The sequence below is a fragment of the Caulobacter sp. GW456-12-1-14-TSB4 genome (genome assembly GCF_059424195.1).
This window is the reverse complement of sequence record NZ_JBWKZF010000015.1, coordinates 1-16,601: the sequence shown is the minus strand read 5'-3', so window position 1 is coordinate 16,601 and position 16,601 is coordinate 1. Positions and strand designations below refer to the sequence as shown.

Below are 16,601 nucleotides of genomic sequence, written 5' to 3'. Positions count from 1 at the left end.
CTCGATGACCTCTCGCCCTGCGGCCGATGCTTTCGTGGCCGAGCTGACCGATCTGTTCACCCGCCTGGGCGACCTGCGCTATGGCGAGGGCGTCAGCCAGATGGAGCACGCGGTGCAGACCGCTCACCACGCCAAAGCGGACGGCGCGCCGCCGGAACTGATCGCCGCCGCCTTGCTGCACGACGTCGGCCACATGATGCAGAAGGTCGGCGAGAATGCCGCCGATCTCGGTATCGATACCCGCCACGAGCACATCAGCGCCGGCTACCTGGCGCGCGCCTTCGGCCCCGGCGTCACCGAGCCGATCCGCCTGCATGTGGCGGCCAAGCGCTATCGGGTGGCGGTCGATCCGGACTATCACGAGCGCCTCAGTCCTGCCTCGCTGCAGAGCCTGGCCTTGCAAGGCGGTCCGATGAACCCGGCCGAGATCGAAAACTTCCTGGCCGATCCGGCGGCGCAGGCGGCCCTGCGGCTGCGCGGCTATGACGAGGCCGGCAAGGCGCCCGACGCCGAGGTGGCCGGCTTCGAGACCTATCGCGACCTGCTCATCGAGCTGATCGAGCGCGACGCCTCAGTCTAGCGCCTGCAAGCGCCGCCAGCAGGCTTCCACGCCCGGCAGCGCGCGCAGGATAGCGTCTTCGTGCCGACGCCACTTGTCCGGGGCCGGCGCGGTGTGGGTGTGCCGCGACAGCGGCAGCTGACCGGCCACCCGCGCTTGCAGCGCCGCGTCGAACGGCACGCCGGCGAAGCCGCACAGCCGGCGCGTCACGCCTTCGGGATCGGCCAGGAAGTCGTGATAGGCGACGCTGGTCCAGTCTTCCGGCGGCAGTTGCTGGAGGTCCTCCAGCGCGGTCTGATTGGCGCTGCGCCATTGCCAGGCGGCGATCGTCTCCAGCGGCGCGCCGCGCAGGGCTTGCCACCCCGACGGCAGCAGCAGCGACCACGGGCCGTCCCAGCCGGGCAGCGCCTTGTAGGTGACCCAGCCGCCCGCCTGCCAGGCGTCGATGATGCTGCCGAGGTTCTCGCGCGGGTCGCGCCACAGGAAGATGAACCGGGCGTCTGGGAAGAGCTTCTTCAGGAACGGGATACGCAGGGCGTTCTTCGGTGTCTTCTCCAGCAGCGGCGCGCCGTCGGCGGGCTCACTGCCGTCCGGGCCTTGCAGCCTGTCCAGCGTAACCTGGAGGATGGCGGCGCGGATCCCCGCCGTAGCGTCGGCGGCGGTTAGCCGGTTGGAGTCCACGCCAGGCGCGCCGGGGCGCAATGCGGCATGGTCCTCAATCAGCCAGTGGGCCTCGCCGCCGAAGCTGTTGAAGCCCGGCGAGCAGGCCAGGGTCTCGAACAGCAACGTGCTGCCCGAGCGCGGCGCGGCGATGATGAAGACCGGCTTCTCCAGAGGACGGGTGCGGGCGCGCAGCGCAGGCTCCTCGGCGACCAGATGCTGGAGGACCCGCTTTTCAAGCACCAGCAAAGCGCCAGCGCCATTGGTGCGCATGACGAGACCATCGGCCAGCGACGTGGCGGCCTCGCGCACGGCGGCGGTCAGACGCAGGAACTCCGATCGCCCCTGTCCACCGACGCCATGCAACGCGCAGAGCTGACGCCAGTCGAGGATGAAGCTATCAAGCAGCACCGAGAACCGCCGGACGTCTGCGGTATTGGTCGCGGCCACGAGTTCGGCGCGCAGATCATCGACCAGCCACTCCACCTCGGCGGCCGGCATCACTGGCGAGCACTGATCATTCTCGGTCAACAGTTGCGGCTTGGCCTGAGGCTCCCCCCCTACCGTCCGCCACTGCTCGCGGGGCGGCGTCGGACCGCAGGCGAACTGCCAGAACGAGGCCGTGCCGGTGGTGTCGGCGACCAGGTGGATGCGCGTCTGGTCCGAGCCGTTCACGACGTGATGGCGGCGCCAATTGTCGAAGATCCAGGCCTCGCCGGCCGCCATGTGTACGGCCTGGCCGTCGCAGTGGAAGGTCACCTCCGGTTGGGTGAAGACCGGGATGTGCAGCCGCACCCGCTTGTGCCAGTGGTAGTTGATGTCGGCGTGCTCGGGCACGGTCGCGCCGGGCGCCAGGCGCATCAGCCGCGAGCGGCTCCAGACCATCCCGAAACCGGCCAGCACCTGTTGCAGGTAGGGCATGCCGGCCAGCCAGCGGGTCGGCAGCATCTGTCCGTGTACGGAATCGCTTTCACTACCGTCGGCGCTGATCAGCCGCGCGGCGCTGTTGCCGGGGACCTGGTCCGGATGCGCGACCCAGGCCTCTGACGGCAAGGCGGCGACCTCGGCCTGAAGGCGGGCGACATCGAACAGCACCGGCAACTGGAAGAAGGGTCGCGACAGCCGCATCGGTCAGTCCTTGTAGCCGGTCACGGCGTCGCCCAGCGCGTCACGCAGCGGCTCCAGCCAGGGCGCGTAATGTTCCCACTGGGTTAGCCCCTCACGACCGAGCGGCTGGCGCACCTGTTCGGAGCTGGGCGTGCGCACGCTGCGCCGAGTCTCGTGGAAGGCCAGGCAGGCCGGCTCGAACGGCAGTCCGGTATGGGCCAGCATCCGCCGCACGCCGCCGTCGAGGTCCTCGACCAGCTCCTCGTAGGAGACCCTCAGCACCCGGCCCGGCAGCACGGCGTCCCAGTGCCGCATGAGGTCGAGATAGGTCCGGTAGTAGCGGGCGATGTCGTCGACGCCGTAGGTGAATTCCTGGTTGGTCGTGCCGAACAGCTGCTTGAGGTTGGAGAAACCGCAGGCCATCGGCTCGCGCCGCACGTCGATGATCGTGGCGCGCGGCAGGATGAGGTGGACCAGGCCGATGTGCCAGAAGTTGTTCGGCATCTTGTCGATGAAGAACGGCTGGCCCAGGCGGCGATAGGTGCGGGTCTCGGCCAGGAACCGCTCGCCCAGCGCCCTCGCCTGCTCGGCCGTCAGGTCCAGCAGCGCCTCGGGCTCAAGCGGCAGGCCGCAGTCCGGATCGCGACCGCAGAGGTCGCCGACGTAGCGGCCGATCTCGGTCAGTTCCTGCGTGCCTTCGACCTGCGAATGGGAGGCCAGGATCTGCTCGATCAGGGTCGAGCCGGAGCGTGGCAGGCCCAGGACGAAGATCGGCGCGGCGTCGTCCGCGCCCCAATCTGCCCGCTGGGCGAAGACCTTGGCGGTGAAGACCGACTTCAGCCGCGCGGCGCAGGCTTCGGCGACCTCAGGACGCCAGCGGCTCAGCGTGTGCCGCACCGTGTTGCCGCGCTCGTACGACCGCCAGGACGCCTCATAGTCGCTCCGATCCTCCAGCGCCTTGCCCAGCGCGAAGGCCAGATAGACGCGGTCCATGTCCTGGAGGTCGTTGCGCTCTTCCACGGCCTGCATCCGCGCGACCTCGTCATCGGTGAAGCGGTAGGTCTTGAGGTTGGCGAGACTGAACCAGGCCACGCCGTTGTCCGGCCGCGCCGCCAGGGAGGCGCGATAGTCGGCGATGGCTTCCGGCTGGCGGCCGGTGACCTTCAAGGCGTTGGCTCGCCACAAACGCAAGTCTGCGATCTCGGCGTTCGAGCCCGCGCGCGCCAGCAGTCGTTCGTAGAGGTCGATCACCGGCTCGTGGTCGCCTAGCGCCACACAGGCCGCGCCGTAGTGTTTGAGGTAGTCTCGGTTGTCGGGCTCCGCCGCCAGCAGGCGCTCAGCCTCCCCACGGGCCAGCAAGGGTTTCTGCCGCTGGAGCAGCACCATGGCGTAGTCGAACCGCGCGGCGTGGTAGTCCGGGGCGCGTTCGAGGACCGCTTCCAGCACGGCCTCGGCTTCGCCCAGATCGCCGCGCTCCTGGCGAATCCGCGCGAACAGACGCAGGACGCCGACATTCAGATGATCCTCGCGCAGATGGCCGAGAACGACGTCTTCCGCCAACTCCAGATCGCCATCCGCCATCAGGCTGTGCGCCGCCACCACCGCCGTCGGCAGTTGCTTCAGGATCGCCACCTGTTGCGCCGCCATCGTCGCCTTGGCGGTGGCGCCTGACATTCGATAGAGCTGCTCCAACATATCCCAGCTGGCCGGCAAGGTTGGATTGAGCGCCACCGCCGTCTCCAGGGCGCCGAGAGCGGCGGGTCCATCGCCCAACACGATGTGGCAAAGGCCACGCTCCTGATGCAGCCGACTGAACCGGGGGTGCAGGGCTTCCATCCGCGCAAGGACAGCCATGGCGTCCAGGACACGTTGGCCGACGCGCAGGCCTTGAGCCTGCCGCAACAGGGCGTCGCGATCGCTCACCGTGCGGCGCTCGCTAGCAGGAACGGTTCCAGCCAGTCCGGGTCCGACTGGTCGGCGTCGTAATATTCGAAGATCAGATGGATGCGGTCGCTCGTGCCGTCGTTGCGCACCCAGTGCGGACCGAGATTGTTGACCTCCACCGCCTCGCCGACCGGGAAGTTGTGCTCCTCGCCACCGAAGAAGCTGACCACGCCGGGATTGGTCTTGATCGGCACGTGAATCTTGTGCGGCCACTTGGCCGCTGGATTGGCGTCGATATGCGGATGGATCACCCCGCCCGGCGGCATCCGGGCTAGCATCACGCGGGGAAACACGCCGCGCGCATAGCCGTAATCGCGGACCGCCTGCCCCAGCACAGGTTCCAGCAGCACCTGCCACTGGGCCCATGCAGGACGATCGTGTGAGCCGCGCCAGTCGCGCGGGCTGTCGATGAAGCGGAAGACGATGTGCCGCGTCGCGCCCAGCGCCTCGAAGCGATTGGGCTTGTCGGCGTTCTCGGCGGCCCAGACGTCCTCGGGAATGGCCAGCGCGGCGGTGCGCAAGGCGGCGATGTCGACCGCGCCCAGCGGGCGGATGGTCGTGGTCTTACGCGGGTTGGCGGCGGGCTCGCTCATCGCGTCCCCTCGAAGTCATAGCCGAACAGCTCCAGGTCCTGAGCGTAGCGCGCCGCGACGCCGTCGATCAGGGCCTGGTCGTAGTACTGCCGATAGTCGCCATGCGTGCTGCCATTGACCCGATCCAGCGGCCGCGAAGCGATGCCGATCCGCGCGCAGATCGCGTCGTACGAGCCCTGCATGTCCTCGACACGGCCGACCGCGTCAGCCAGCAGGGTCTCGCCGTCGTCATCGACCAACAGCGAGGCCTGCGGCTGGAACAGGATGTGCTGCTCGGGCGGCGCCGCGAACAGGAAATGGCGCATCGCCTCACGCGGCCGCAGCCGGAAGTCGTCGCCGCCGCGCAGCATGAAGGCGCAGTACGAGACGAAGCGGTCGAACGGATTGCGCACGAAGGCGAACTTGAAATAGCCGTCGAAGACCTCGTCGCCGAGATGCGGACGCACCTGCCGCAGCGCCAGGTGGCCATGCCGGATCGCCGCCAGGTCCTCCCAGGGGAAGCGCTTGTTGACGAACAGGCCCACCTGCTCGACGTCGGCGTCGTCCAGGTGCTCGCGCAGGGCCTGCCGCACGGCGTGGGTGCCGGTCTTGGGCACCGCGGCGAAGATGAAACGGTGGCGGTGGGAAACGATCATCGGCCTGGATGCACGGGAAAGGCGCCCGCCTCCGTGAAGGAGACGGGCGCCCAGCCTAGCGTGCGCTCATGTCAGAACTTGTAGCTGAGACCCATCATGTAGGTCCGGCCGCTCTGGGTCTGGTTGTAGAGGTAGCGGTTCTGCCCCCAGAACTGGGTGTCCTTCTGGTTGGTCAGGTTGACCGCGTCCACCGACAGCTGGAGCTTGTCGGTGATGTTGTAGAAGGCTGCGGCGTCCACATAGGTGGAACCTTCGAAGCCCCGCGTGCTGGCGCTCATCGGGTCGTCGCTGCGTCCCGAATACCAGCGGGCCCGGTGGCTGAGCGAACCGCGCAGGCCCCAGTTGTCGGTCTCGTAGTAGAGCGTGAAGTTGTAGCTCGTCTTCGAGATGCCGGTCAGGGCGTCATCGGCATCGACATAGGTGTAGTTGGCCACCGCGCCGAGGTTGTCGAACGGCGCCGGCAGGAACGAGAACTGGGTCTGGGCGGCCAGCTCGACGCCCGTCAGCTTCTTCTTGCCCTCGACATTGATGGGCATCGAGAATTCCGAGACGATGGTGTTGGCCGTCGCGCCCGGGATGGTCGTGAACGGCACGCCCGTCTGGCTGAACGGGACGTTCTCCAGGGTCAGCGAGCCGATGAAGTTGTCGATGCTCTTGTGGAACACGCTGGCCGACAGCAGGCCGACCTTGCCGAAGTAGTACTCGACCGACACGTCCAGCGTGGTGTCCTTGTACGGCTTCAGGTTCGGGTTGCCGCGCGAGGCGGTGATCTCGCCCGAGCTGTCGTCCTTGAACGCGCTGCCCTCGGCCGCCATCGAGCCCAGGCCCGGACGGTTCAGGTTCTTCGAGGCGGCGAAGCGCACCAGCACTTCGGGCGTCAGTTCCAGCACCGCGTTCATGGCCGGCAGCACGCCGTCATAGCTGCCCTTCACGTCGGTGGTGCCCAGATAGGCGTAGCTGTCGCCCTGGATCCAGCCGGTGCTGTGGGTGTCGGTCTGGTAGCCGCGCAGGCCGACATTGCCACGGAAGCGCATTCCGCCCAGCTGGCTGTCCCAGTCCACCTGCGCGTATTCGGACACGGTCTCTTCGGTGGTCGTGTAGACGTTCTCGATGTCTTGCAGCGCGCCGCCCGTGCCGTCCTTGTTCGGCTCGAAGCGGTGGTATTCCTTGTACTTGGCGAAGGCCTTGTCGTAGTCGCCGATCAGCCACGAACCGAAGCTGTTCTTGAACACCGAGGTGACGTCGCCGACCGCCGTGCCGCGCATCTTCGAGCGCGTACCGTTGACGTTGTCGTCGTAGAACACGTCGCGGCCGCCCTGGACGAAGCGGTGATAGGCCACGCCCGCGCGCAGGGTGAAGATGTCGTTCAGCTCATAGTGGGCGTTCAGCACGCCCTCCTTCAGCTCCGACTGGTTGTTGAAGCCACGATAGTAGAACGAGTCCATCGCATAGGTGGACGCGTCGGTGGGGTTCCAGCCCGGATACTGGAAGTCCGCCGACTGGCCGTCCGAGCCGTAGTTGGCGATCAGGTTGCCCTTGGCGCGCATGTACAGCTTGTCGTCATAGGGCGTCTTGTAGGTCGATTTCTCGTAGCCGACGTGGCCGTCCAGCGAAAAGCGGTCCGTCGCGTCCCACTTGCCGGTCAGGGCGATCTGGTTGAAGCGGTTCTTGTTCAGCGAGCGGCGATGCTCGCTGCCGAACGTCGTGCCGGTGACGTCGGTCATCGTGACGTAGTTGTTCTTGTCCCAGGCCAGGTTGTTGATCACCGAGCCCTTCTGGAACGCGGCCGGCCAGACGCCGCCGGCCGGGGCGTCGAACGCGATCGAGCCGTCGGAATTCAGCGGACGCGTGGCCAGGTGCAGTTCGTCGCGATGGGTGGTGAACTGGCCGTACAGGGCGTCCAGCGTGAACAGCAGGTTGTCGACCGGCTTCCACTGCAGCGCGGTCGTCACGCCCAGGCGTTCCATCTTGGCGTCCCACGACGACAGGCGGTTGCCGTCGGCGAAGATCAGGTCGCCGGACAGGAACTTGGTCTGCTGGGCGGCCGACAGCTTGGAGATGTCCAGGCCCGCGGCGACCATCGACTTCAGCTTGGCGGCGTCGGGCTGGTCGTAGTTGTAGGTGTTGTGGCCCTGCTCGGTGGTGCGGCGCTTGGCGTAGGCGACCGAGACCAGCGCGCCGAACTTGTTGTCCCAGTTATAGCTGAACAGGCCGGCGACGCGCGGCTGGGTGTCCTTGGTGTACTGGTTGGTGCCGGCCTTGATCGAGATCGCGCCCTTGCCGCCAGTCGCGTAGTCGAAGGGCTTGCCGGTGAACAGGCCGACCGTGCCGGCCATGCCGCCTTCGTTCTGGGCCGCCTGATAGGTCTTCTCGACCTCGACCTTCGAGAACAGTTCCGAGGCGAAGATGTTGAAGTCGAAGGCGCGGTCGCGCGAGCGCTGGCCACGGCTGTCCTGCGCCGAGTCGACATTGCCCAGCACTTCCATGCCGTTCAGCTGCACGCGGGCGAAGTCGGGACCCAGGCCCCGCAGCGAGATGCGACGACCTTCGCCGGCTTCACGGTTGATCTGCACGCCCGGCAGACGCTGCAGCGACTCGGCCAGGTTCAGTTCCGGGAACTTGGCCATGTCCTCGGCGACGATGGCGTCCTTCTGGATCACCGAGTCGCGCTTGATGGCGCGGGCGTCGCTCAGCGACTTGCGGAAGCCGGTGACGACGACCTCGTCGACCGCGTCGGGCGCGGCCGCTTCACCGGCGGCCTGCTGCGCGAAAGCGGCCGATGAATGGGCGCCGACGGCCAGCGCCGCAACGCTGGCCAGCAAAAGGCTCTTGAGGTTCGAGCGCGCGGCTCGAACGGGATATCGCGTCGACATGAGTGGTTCCCCTGCCCCAACTGGTATGGACCAGAGCGCTTTAAGCAGCTTGCGGCGACATCACCGTGACAGTTGACGCAGATCATGCAGAAATTCCGCCGAGCCCACGCGGAGCGTCAGCGAAGGCATCGGCCACACACTCAAGTTGAAGTCAGAGGACTGACGGAACGGCGCTGTCCGGACACCTTCGTCGCGTATCGGCGGTGCTCATGACGACGTCCACGCCCAGAGGTCATGCTTCTTTCGTTGGGAAGCCGACAGACCGCGCCGCGACCACGACACCGCAACCCGTGCGCCAAAGTTCAATATCTGGACTATACCAATAAAGCTTAGCCGGCGGCGTGCGGACGGCGGCTGTTCCAGGCCACGGCGTTCTTGCGGGCCTTGGCCAAAGTCGCGGCGGTCTGGATCAGCACGGGTCCACCGCAATAGAGCAGCCGCTGGTGGAAGACGCCCCGGAAGGTGTTCGGCTCCAGGCTCTTGAGGGCCGGATGATTGACCACCCGGTCCGCCCAGCTCGGCGCGCCTTCCCAGCGTGAGCCCGCCAGCAGCACGGTCGGCGGATCGGCCAGCAGGCTCTCCAGCGAGACATTGCCCCACTTCTTCAAGCCGTAGCGACTGGCGAGATTGTCGAAGCCGCAGCGCTCCAGCATGTCGCCGACCAGCGTGCCGCGCCCCGCGACCAGACCACCGGGCTGATAGACCAGCGCCCCCAGGCGCGGCTCGCCCGGCTTGGGTTGCGCCTCGGTGAGGGCTTCCTCGATTCGCGCCACCAGCGCCTCGCCGCGCGCCGGATTGCCGACCAGCTCAGCGATCTTGCGGACCTGTTCGAGGCTGGCCTCGACGGTGTTGGGCACGTCGAACTCGACGACGCGCAGACCGCGCGCCTTCAGCGCCGAGCGCGTGTAGAGGCCCGAGCGCTTGCTGGCCAGGACGAGGTCCGGCTTCAGCGCCACCACCTCTTCGGCGCCCTCGTTGGTGAAGGGATAGGTCCGCGCGCGGGCGGCCATGATCGACACGTCCGGATCGCGCGAGAAGTGGCTAAGCGCGGCGATCTGCCGGCGGTCGGCGACCTCCATCAGCACGATGTCCAGACACGAGCCGATCGAGACGATGCGCTCAGGCCGTTGGGTAGGCCGTTCGGGCGCCGCACCGGCGGTCAGGGACAGCAGGCCGGCCGTGGCCGCCCGACGGGTGAGAATCAAAATTCGATCCCCGCCTGGGCCTTCACGCCCGACCGGAACGGATGCTTGACCATCGTCATCTCGGTGACGAGGTCGGCGGCGTCGATCAGGGCCTGCGGCGCGTTGCGGCCGGTGACGATGACGTGCTTGCCCTCGGGCCGGTTGACGATGACCTCGACCACCTCCTCGACCGGCAGGTATTCGTAGCGCAGGACGATGTTCAGCTCGTCGGCCACCACCATGTCGATGTCCGGATCGGCGATGCGGGCCTTGACCGTCTCCCAGGCCTCGCGCGCCACGGCGATGTCGCGGGCGCGGTCCTGGGTGTCCCAGGTGAAGCCCTCGCCCATCGGCTTGAACTCGACCTGGTCGGGGAAGGCGTCGAACACGACCTTCTCGCCGGTCTTCAGCGCCCCCTTCACGAACTGGATCACCGCCACCCTCTGGCCGTGACCGATGGCGCGGCAGACCATGCCCAGCGCCGCCGTGGTCTTGCCCTTGCCCGTGCCAGTGTTGACGATCAGCAGGCCTTTCTCGATCTGCCGCTCGGCCATCATCTTGGCCCGCGCGGTCTGGATCTTGGCCATCTTGGCGGTGTGCTTGGCGTTGAGGTCGGTGTCGTCCGTCACTGGGCGATCTCCTGGGCGAGTTGGGCGAGGCGCACGGCGGCGCTGTTGGATCGGGGACGCCAGAGGCCGCGCTCGATGGCCTCCAGCAGACGCTCGGCGGCCTCGCGCAGGGCGTCGGGATTGGCGTCGCGCATGAAGTCGGCCACGGCCTCGTCGGCCAGCAGCGCGTCATAGGCCAGGTCGAAGTGGTGATCCTTCACCGCCCCCGTCGTGGCGGCGAAGGCGAACAGGTAGTCGAGGCTGGCGGCGATCTCTAACGCGCCCTTGTAGCCGTGGCGCATGACGCCGGCGATCCACTTGGGGTTCACAAGACGGGCGCGGACCACACGGCCGATCTCGTCCTCCAGCGTGCGGATCACCGGCCGTTCGGGGCGCGAATGGTCGTTGTGATAGACGCGCGGCGCGACGCCTTTCAGCTCCGTCACCGTCGCGGTCAGCCCGCCCTCGAACTGGTAGTAGTCGTCGCTGTCCAGCAGGTCGTGCTCGCGGTTGTCCTGGTTGTGGATCACCGCATCGACGGCGGTCAGGCGGCGCTCCAGCAGCGGCCGGGCCGCCTCGCCCTCCCCTCCCGCGCCGTAGGCATAGCCACCCCAGACCAGGAAGGCTTCGGCGAGATCGGCGCGATCGGTCCAGAGTTTCTCGTCGATCATCGCCTGCAGGCCCGCGCCATAGGCGCCGGGCTTGGAGCCGAACACCCGCGCGCCGGCCGCCTCGTCGCCGCCTTCGGCCAGGAAGCGCGCGGCGGCGGGGTTGTCCTCTGGAGGCTCGTCCAGGGCCATGACGGCGCGGGCTGCGCTATCCAGCAGGTCGATCTGCGGGCCGAAGGCGTCGCGGAAGAAGCCGGAGATGCGCAGGGTCACGTCCACGCGCGACCGGCCCAGGGTCGCCAGCGGCAGGACCTCGAAGCCCGTCACCCGGCCGGTCGCCGCCTCCCAGGTCGGCCGGCAGCCCATCAGCGCCAGGGCCTGAGCGATGTCGTCTCCACCGGTGCGCATGTTGGCCGTGCCCCAGGCCGACAGCGCCACGGCCTTGGGGTAGTCGCCGACCTGCTGCAGGTGATCCTCGACCAGCAACTGCGCCGATGCCCAGCCCAGGCGCCAGGCCGTCGGCGTCGGCACAGCGCGGGTGTCGACGGAATAGAAGTTGCGGCCCGTTGGCAGGACGTCGGGCCGCCCCCGCGTCGGCGCGCCCGACGGTCCCGGCGCGACGAAGCGACCGTCGAGGCCGGTCAGCAGCGCGGCCATTTCGGCGTCGCCACAAGCTTCGACGCGGGGTAGCAGGCGTTCGCGGACTTCATCCAGCACGGCGGCTGTACGGGTCCAGGCCGGATCAGCGGTGGCGCCGACGATCAGGCGCGAGGCCAGCAGCTCAAGCCGCTCGACCGTGTCACCGGCGGTGCGCCAGGGATCGTGCGACATCGACGCCAGAGCCAGAGGCTTCACACCGGTCCAGGCTTCGCCCAGCGTCGCGGCCAGCGGATCGAAGTCGAGCCCCAGGTCGTCGGCCAAAGCTCGCAGCAGCGAGGCCTCGCCGCCTTTTCCCAGCCCGCGCGGCGTCCGGGCCAAGGCCACGACCAGATCGTCGCGCAGCCGGCCTTCCGGCGAGGCGCCGAAGACGTGCAGGCCGTCGCGGATCTGCATCTCCTTGAGGTCGCAGAGATAGTTGTCCAGCGCCGACAGCGCCTGGTCCTCGTCGGCCAAGTCCATGCCGCAGTCGACATCCAGCCCCTGGCTGGCGGCCAGGGCCAGGATCTCCTCGCGCAGCGGCTTCAACCGCCGCGGATCGAGACCGGCGGCGTCGTAGTACTCATCGACCAGGGCCTCGAGCGCCTTCAGCGGGCCATAGCTCTCGGCGCGGGTCAGGGGCGGCGTCAGGTGGTCGATGATCACCGCGCCTATGCGGCGCTTGGCCTGCGTCCCCTCGCCGGGATCGTTGACGATGAAGGGATAGAGCTGTGGGACCGCCCCGGCGATGGCCTGCGGGAAGCAGGCGTCCGACAGGGCCAGCGCCTTGCCCGGCAGCCATTCCAGATTGCCGTGCTTGCCGACATGGACCACCGCGTGGGCGCGGAACGCCGTCCTAAGCCAGGCATAGAAAGCCAAGTAGTTGTGCGGCGGGACCAGGTCTGGGTCGTGATAGGTCGCCTTCGGATCGATGTTGTAGCCCCGCGCCGGCTGGACGCCGACCACGACGTTGCCGAACACGTACAGCGGCAGGCGGAAGGCGCCGCCCGCGAAGGCGGGGTCCTTGGCTGGAGAACCCCAGCGCTCGGTCACGGCGGCTCGGGTCGCTCCCGGCAGAGATGCGAAGAAAGCCTCGTAGTCCGCCAGCGCCAAGGCCGGCCCAGCCGCGCGGCCGGTGACACCGGCGTTGGTGACCCCGCCCCTCAGCCGGTCCATCAGGTCCGCCGAGGTTTCTGGCGGGTCATCGATACGATAGCCGGCCGCCCCAAGCGCCAACAGGATCGCCGTCACGCTGGCCGGCGTATCGAGCCCCACGCCGTTGCCCAATCGCGAGTCCCGGTTGGGATAGTTGGCCATGACCAATGCCACGCGGCGCTCGGAGGTCGGCGCTCGGCGCAGATCGGCCCAGCCCCGAGCCAGGGCAGCGGCGTGGGCGACGTTGTCCTCCGCCGGCGCGTGGCTGACGACGTCGCACTGGGTCCGAGGATCGTGGCGCAGCGCCGCCTTGAAGGCCGTCGCGCCGGCCAGCAAGCGTCCGTCCAGCTCCGGCAGGGCGACGTTCATCGCCAAATCTCGCACGCCAAGCCCGCGCGCGCTGGCTTCCCAGGCGGCGCGGTCCAAGCCAGCGAACACCAGTTGCAGCACCGGCGCGCCGCCGGTCTCCAAGGGGCTCGGCCGGCGATCATCGCCAGGATTGGACACGGCGAAGGCCGTGGCGTTCAGCACCACGTTGGGCGCGATCCGCGCGAAGGTCTCGGCGATCAGCTCGGCGGCGAAGGGGTTCTTCAGGCTCTGGACGAAGATCGGCGCGACGTCGAAGCCGCGCTGGGTCAGCGCCGCGATGTGGACATCGATCGCCTGGGTCGTCCCGGCGGCCACCAGCGCGCGGTAGAAGACCAGCGCCGCCTTCGGCCGTTCCGGAGACCAGTTTTCGGCGAGGCCCACCAGGTCGGTCAGCCGCCGACCGGGCCAGTAGAATCCCGCGTCCAGCAGCGGCGCGGGCTCGTTCCATTCGCCTTGCGGCCGGCCGATCAGGTCGGCGGCGTAGAGCAGCAGGTTGCGGGCGTTGGCGATGCCGCCCTGGCGCAGATAGGCAAAGACTCGATCGCAAACCTCTGTGGGCGCGACGGAAATCGCCCGCCCCTCCCCGTCGGCCTGTTCGTCCAGCAAGGCCACGAACAGAGCGCCGCGCCGGCGACACGAGGCGGCGATCTCGTCCAGTCCGTAGGGCCAATAGGCGCGGCCGCCGACCAGACGCGCGACGACGATCCGGGCCTTGTCGATCACGCTCTCGACATACAGATCGACCGACAGCGGATGCTTGAGCCGCAGCAGGTTGGCCAGCCGCACCGTCGGGAAGTCGTCCGGCAGTCCAGCCAGGGCCTGGGACAGGCACGCCAGGTCGCTGTCGGCGGCCGACAGGACGACGATGTCGCCGGGGCTCTGCCCCAGGTCGACCGCCTCCTCGCCGTCGAGGACCTGCCCCGGCTGGACCGCCAGCAGATGCATCAGGCCAGCGCGGCCTCGACGATCGGCGCGATCGCGGCTTGGTCGATGCCTTTCTCGCCGATCACCACGAGCGACGAGGCGCGGGCCTCGCCCTCGCGCCAGGGCCGGTCGAAATAGGTCTGGATGCGCGGGCCGACGGCCTGGACGATCAGGCGCGCCGGCTTGCCCGCCACGGCCACCACGCCCTTCAGACGCAGGATGTCGTGGGCGGTGAGCACGCGCAGCAGCCCAGCGGTCATCGCCTCGACATCGACCACCGCGCCGCCGCGCACGACGAAGCTGTCGAAGTCGTCGTGGTCGTGATCGTCCTCGCCTTCGTGGTGCGACTTACGGCTGTCGAGATCGTCCTCGGCCGCGACGCCCAGGCCCAGCAGCACGGCCGGGTCCAGCGCGCCCTGGCGAGCGTGGATCACCTTGACGCCCGGACGCAGATGCTCGGCCAACGAGGCCTCCACGCGGGCCAGGGTCTCGGCGTCGATCAGGTCGGTCTTGTTGAGAATGACGAGGTCGGCGCAGCCCAGCTGCTCCTCGAACAGCTCTTCCAGCGGGGTATCGTGGTCGAGGGTCGGATCGGCCAGGCGCGCTTGGCTCAGCGCGGCCTCGTCATGGGCGAAACGCCCGGCGGCCACGGCTTCGGCGTCGATCATCGCCACCACGCCATCGACCGTGGCGCGGGTGCGCACCTCCGGCCAGGTGAACGCCTTGACCAGCGGCTTGGGCAGGGCCAGCCCCGAGGTCTCGATCAGGATGTGCTCGGGCGGGTTCGGGCGATCGATCAGCTTCTGCAGCGTCGGCAGGAAGTCATCGGCGACGGTGCAGCAGATGCAGCCGTTGGCCAGCTCCAGGATGTCGTCGTCCGAGCAGCCTTCGACGCCGCAGCCGCGCAGGATCTCGCCGTCGATGCCGACGTCTCCGAACTCGTTGACCACCACGGCCAGGCGCCGGCCGCCGGCGTTCTCCAGCAGGTGGCGGATCAGGGTGGTCTTGCCCGCGCCCAGGAAGCCGGTCACCACGGTCGTCGGAATTCTGGCCATCTTGTCGTCCCTGCCTCTGGCTATCGCCAGACGGGGCAAGTGACGGCGCGCAGAGCCACACGGACGCGGGCGTCCGGAAGGCCATGCCTTGCCGCACTGGTGCACCCCGCCCAGTCGCATCAATAGTCGTGAAGGCCGGTCTCCTGGCTTACGCCCTCCCGCCTCGGCGCCTTCCCAGAAGCAAGCTTCCAGTGGCGTGTGCCGGGGCGATCGACGGACGATCACAGTTGCGGGGGCAGCCGCGGATTGGTCACCGCATTCCCGGAGGCTTACACCTCCATGCCTTCACGACGACGGGCGTAGGCTGAGCCCCTCCCGGGGTCAAGCGGTCAGGCCTTGGAACCGCCATTGCCGATTGAACGACAGGGTCAGCTGGGCCAGCGGCGCGATATCGATCCGGAAGGCGGCGGCCGGCGGGATATTCAGGACGTGGGCCAGCGCGGCGCGCATCACTGGCTGGTGGGTGATGGCCAGGATGCGGTCGTCGCTCGCCGCCTGGGCGTCGATCCAGGCCCCGACCCGCGTGACGACCGCCGCGAAGGTTTCACCGCCTGGCGCGCCGGCGGCCGGATCGGCGATCCAGCCCATCAGCGCCTCGGGCTGCTCGGCATGGACCTCGGCGAGGGCGCGACCGCGCCAGGCGCCGTGATCGATGTCAGCTAGAGCGGTCTCCACGGCCGTCTCAAGCCCCAAGGCCTCCGCCGTCTGGCGCGCGGCCAGCGACGGCGCGACGAACACCCGTTGCGGCGCAGGGCGGAGCGCGAGCGCCCTCGCCTGCTCACGGCCGGCGGCGTCGATGGCCTCGTCCGGGTCGGGAAAGCTCCCCTCGCGCATGGAAGCCGCCGCGGCATGGCACAGAAAAACGAGGCGTGTGGCCAAGGCGGCCTCCGATACAGCTTGACGACGCGTGGCGACGCCTCCTAGCTCGAACATGACCTTGGAAGGAAGCCGGTGGAACTCCGGCGCGGTCGCGCCACTGTGATCGACGAGCAATCGTCGAAAGTCAGACCCTTCCAGGTTCGATGTCAGCGCCGGGACGCGAAATCCCAGGGAGAGCTTCACGATGGCCACGGCCTCTACGATTTCCGACGACGTCTTCATCCCGATCGGCGGCCAGACCGCGATCCCGCTGAAGGATATCGCGCCCTGGGCCGTGTTCGGCGTGCTGCTGGCGCTGGTTTGCCTCTACTTCGTCAGCATCGAGCAGGGCGCGCTGTCGCTGTTCAAGGGCATGTACGTCCACGAGTTCGTGCATGACGGCCGCCACCTGATGGGCTTCCCCTGCCACTAGGCGGGGTTCGAGCAACTCCCATGACCCCACAGCTTCTCTGGCGCGGCATGCTGGCCGGCGTCATCGCCGCCCTGTTCGCATTCGCGTTCGCACGCGTCTTCGCCGAGCCCCAGGTCGATCTCGCCATCGCCTACGAGGCCTCGCACGAGATGGCCCACATGGCGCATGGCTCAGCGCCCGCCGCACCCGAACCCGAACTGGTCAGCCGCTCTACCCAGAAGGGCCTGGGCCTGCTGACCGCCGTCACCCTCTATGGCGCGGCCGTCGGCGGCGTGTTCGCCCTGGTGTTCGCCTATGCCTACGGACGCTGGGCCCGGCTCAGCCCGCGCGTCCTGACTCTGCTGCTGGCCGGCGCGGCCTTCGTCGTCGTCGCCCTGATCCCGGCCCTGAAGTACCCGCC

13 protein-coding genes and 2 riboswitches are annotated in these 16,601 nt (G+C 68.4%); of the genes, 3 read left to right on the top strand and 10 right to left on the bottom strand.

The features are described from left to right. Nucleotides 1-4: 4 nt before the first annotated feature. Entirely contained in the window at nt 5-580 is a 576-nt protein-coding gene (locus tag AC07YH_RS15080) for an HD domain-containing protein (protein ID WP_494747790.1), read from the top strand. Here the strand turns inward: AC07YH_RS15080 and AC07YH_RS15075 are convergent. The 10 genes from AC07YH_RS15075 to AC07YH_RS15030 all read right to left on the bottom strand — a co-directional run bounded on the left by AC07YH_RS15075 (nt 572) and on the right by AC07YH_RS15030 (nt 15,843). Then, a complete protein-coding gene (locus AC07YH_RS15075; protein WP_494747789.1) occupies nt 572-2,347 on the bottom strand; it encodes a sulfotransferase in 1,776 nt (591 codons plus the stop codon). The two genes, AC07YH_RS15080 and AC07YH_RS15075, sit on opposite strands and share 9 nt — an antisense overlap. 3 nt (nt 2,348-2,350) lie before the next feature. Further along, the gene (locus AC07YH_RS15070; protein WP_494747788.1) at nt 2,351-4,249 is read right to left on the bottom strand and encodes a tetratricopeptide repeat-containing sulfotransferase family protein; all 1,899 of its coding nucleotides are present in this window, start codon (nt 4,247-4,249) and stop codon (nt 2,351-2,353) included. Continuing rightward, nucleotides 4,246-4,863, bottom strand: coding sequence for an aspartyl/asparaginyl beta-hydroxylase domain-containing protein (locus AC07YH_RS15065; protein ID WP_494747787.1), 618 nt, complete (start codon nt 4,861-4,863; stop codon nt 4,246-4,248). Before AC07YH_RS15065 ends, AC07YH_RS15070 begins: the two co-directional genes overlap by 4 nt. Next, nucleotides 4,860-5,498: a sulfotransferase family 2 domain-containing protein gene (locus AC07YH_RS15060; protein ID WP_494747786.1), complete on the bottom strand. Its 639-nt coding sequence runs from the start codon at nt 5,496-5,498 to the stop codon at nt 4,860-4,862. The genes AC07YH_RS15065 and AC07YH_RS15060 overlap by 4 nt, the downstream gene beginning before the upstream one ends. A 71-nt stretch (nt 5,499-5,569) precedes the next feature. Next, nucleotides 5,570-8,371: a TonB-dependent receptor gene (locus AC07YH_RS15055; protein WP_494747785.1), complete on the bottom strand. Its 2,802-nt coding sequence runs from the start codon at nt 8,369-8,371 to the stop codon at nt 5,570-5,572. Nucleotides 8,372-8,700: 329 nt separating this feature from the next. Further along, the gene (locus tag AC07YH_RS15050; protein WP_494747784.1) at nt 8,701-9,576 is read right to left on the bottom strand and encodes an ABC transporter substrate-binding protein; all 876 of its coding nucleotides are present in this window, start codon (nt 9,574-9,576) and stop codon (nt 8,701-8,703) included. Next, nucleotides 9,573-10,184, bottom strand: a complete 612-nt coding sequence (gene cobO, locus AC07YH_RS15045; protein ID WP_494747783.1) for a cob(I)yrinic acid a,c-diamide adenosyltransferase — start codon at nt 10,182-10,184, stop codon at nt 9,573-9,575. The genes AC07YH_RS15050 and cobO overlap by 4 nt, the downstream gene beginning before the upstream one ends. Beyond that, nucleotides 10,181-13,876, bottom strand: coding sequence for a cobaltochelatase subunit CobN (gene cobN, locus AC07YH_RS15040; protein ID WP_494747782.1), 3,696 nt, complete (start codon nt 13,874-13,876; stop codon nt 10,181-10,183). Before cobN ends, cobO begins: the two co-directional genes overlap by 4 nt. Beyond that, nucleotides 13,876-14,910, bottom strand: coding sequence for a cobalamin biosynthesis protein CobW (gene cobW, locus AC07YH_RS15035; protein ID WP_494747781.1), 1,035 nt, complete (start codon nt 14,908-14,910; stop codon nt 13,876-13,878). The genes cobN and cobW overlap by 1 nt, the downstream gene beginning before the upstream one ends. Before the next feature lie 116 nt (nt 14,911-15,026). Beyond that, nucleotides 15,027-15,212: riboswitch (cobalamin riboswitch) on the bottom strand. A 19-nt stretch (nt 15,213-15,231) separates the two neighbouring features. Continuing rightward, on the bottom strand, nt 15,232-15,843 hold the full coding sequence (locus tag AC07YH_RS15030) for a histidine phosphatase family protein (protein WP_494747780.1): 612 nt from the start codon (nt 15,841-15,843) through the stop codon (nt 15,232-15,234). Then, nucleotides 15,834-15,970, top strand: a riboswitch (adenosylcobalamin (AdoCbl) riboswitch). Its footprint overlaps the gene before it by 10 nt. Before the next feature lie 3 nt (nt 15,971-15,973). Here AC07YH_RS15030 and AC07YH_RS15025 point away from each other — a divergent pair. Then, the gene (locus AC07YH_RS15025) at nt 15,974-16,201 is read left to right on the top strand and encodes a CbtB domain-containing protein (RefSeq protein WP_494747779.1); all 228 of its coding nucleotides are present in this window, start codon (nt 15,974-15,976) and stop codon (nt 16,199-16,201) included. Nucleotides 16,202-16,221: 20 nt separating this feature from the next. Then, the coding region (locus tag AC07YH_RS15020) for a CbtA family protein (RefSeq protein WP_494747778.1) at nt 16,222-16,601 on the top strand (380 nt) is incomplete at its 3' end.

Coding starts and splice junctions, on each gene's coding strand:
- AC07YH_RS15030 (WP_494747780.1), bottom strand. CDS start 15,843: ATGTTCGAGCTAGGAGGCGTCGCCACGCGTCGTCAAGCTGTATCGGAG.
- cobN (WP_494747782.1), bottom strand. CDS start 13,876: ATGCATCTGCTGGCGGTCCAGCCGGGGCAGGTCCTCGACGGCGAGGAG.
- AC07YH_RS15055 (WP_494747785.1), bottom strand. CDS start 8,371: ATGTCGACGCGATATCCCGTTCGAGCCGCGCGCTCGAACCTCAAGAGC.
- cobW (WP_494747781.1), bottom strand. CDS start 14,910: ATGGCCAGAATTCCGACGACCGTGGTGACCGGCTTCCTGGGCGCGGGC.
- AC07YH_RS15080 (WP_494747790.1), top strand. CDS start 5: ATGACCTCTCGCCCTGCGGCCGATGCTTTCGTGGCCGAGCTGACCGAT.
- AC07YH_RS15065 (WP_494747787.1), bottom strand. CDS start 4,863: ATGAGCGAGCCCGCCGCCAACCCGCGTAAGACCACGACCATCCGCCCG.
- AC07YH_RS15025 (WP_494747779.1), top strand. CDS start 15,974: ATGGCCACGGCCTCTACGATTTCCGACGACGTCTTCATCCCGATCGGC.
- AC07YH_RS15060 (WP_494747786.1), bottom strand. CDS start 5,498: ATGATCGTTTCCCACCGCCACCGTTTCATCTTCGCCGCGGTGCCCAAG.
- AC07YH_RS15075 (WP_494747789.1), bottom strand. CDS start 2,347: ATGCGGCTGTCGCGACCCTTCTTCCAGTTGCCGGTGCTGTTCGATGTC.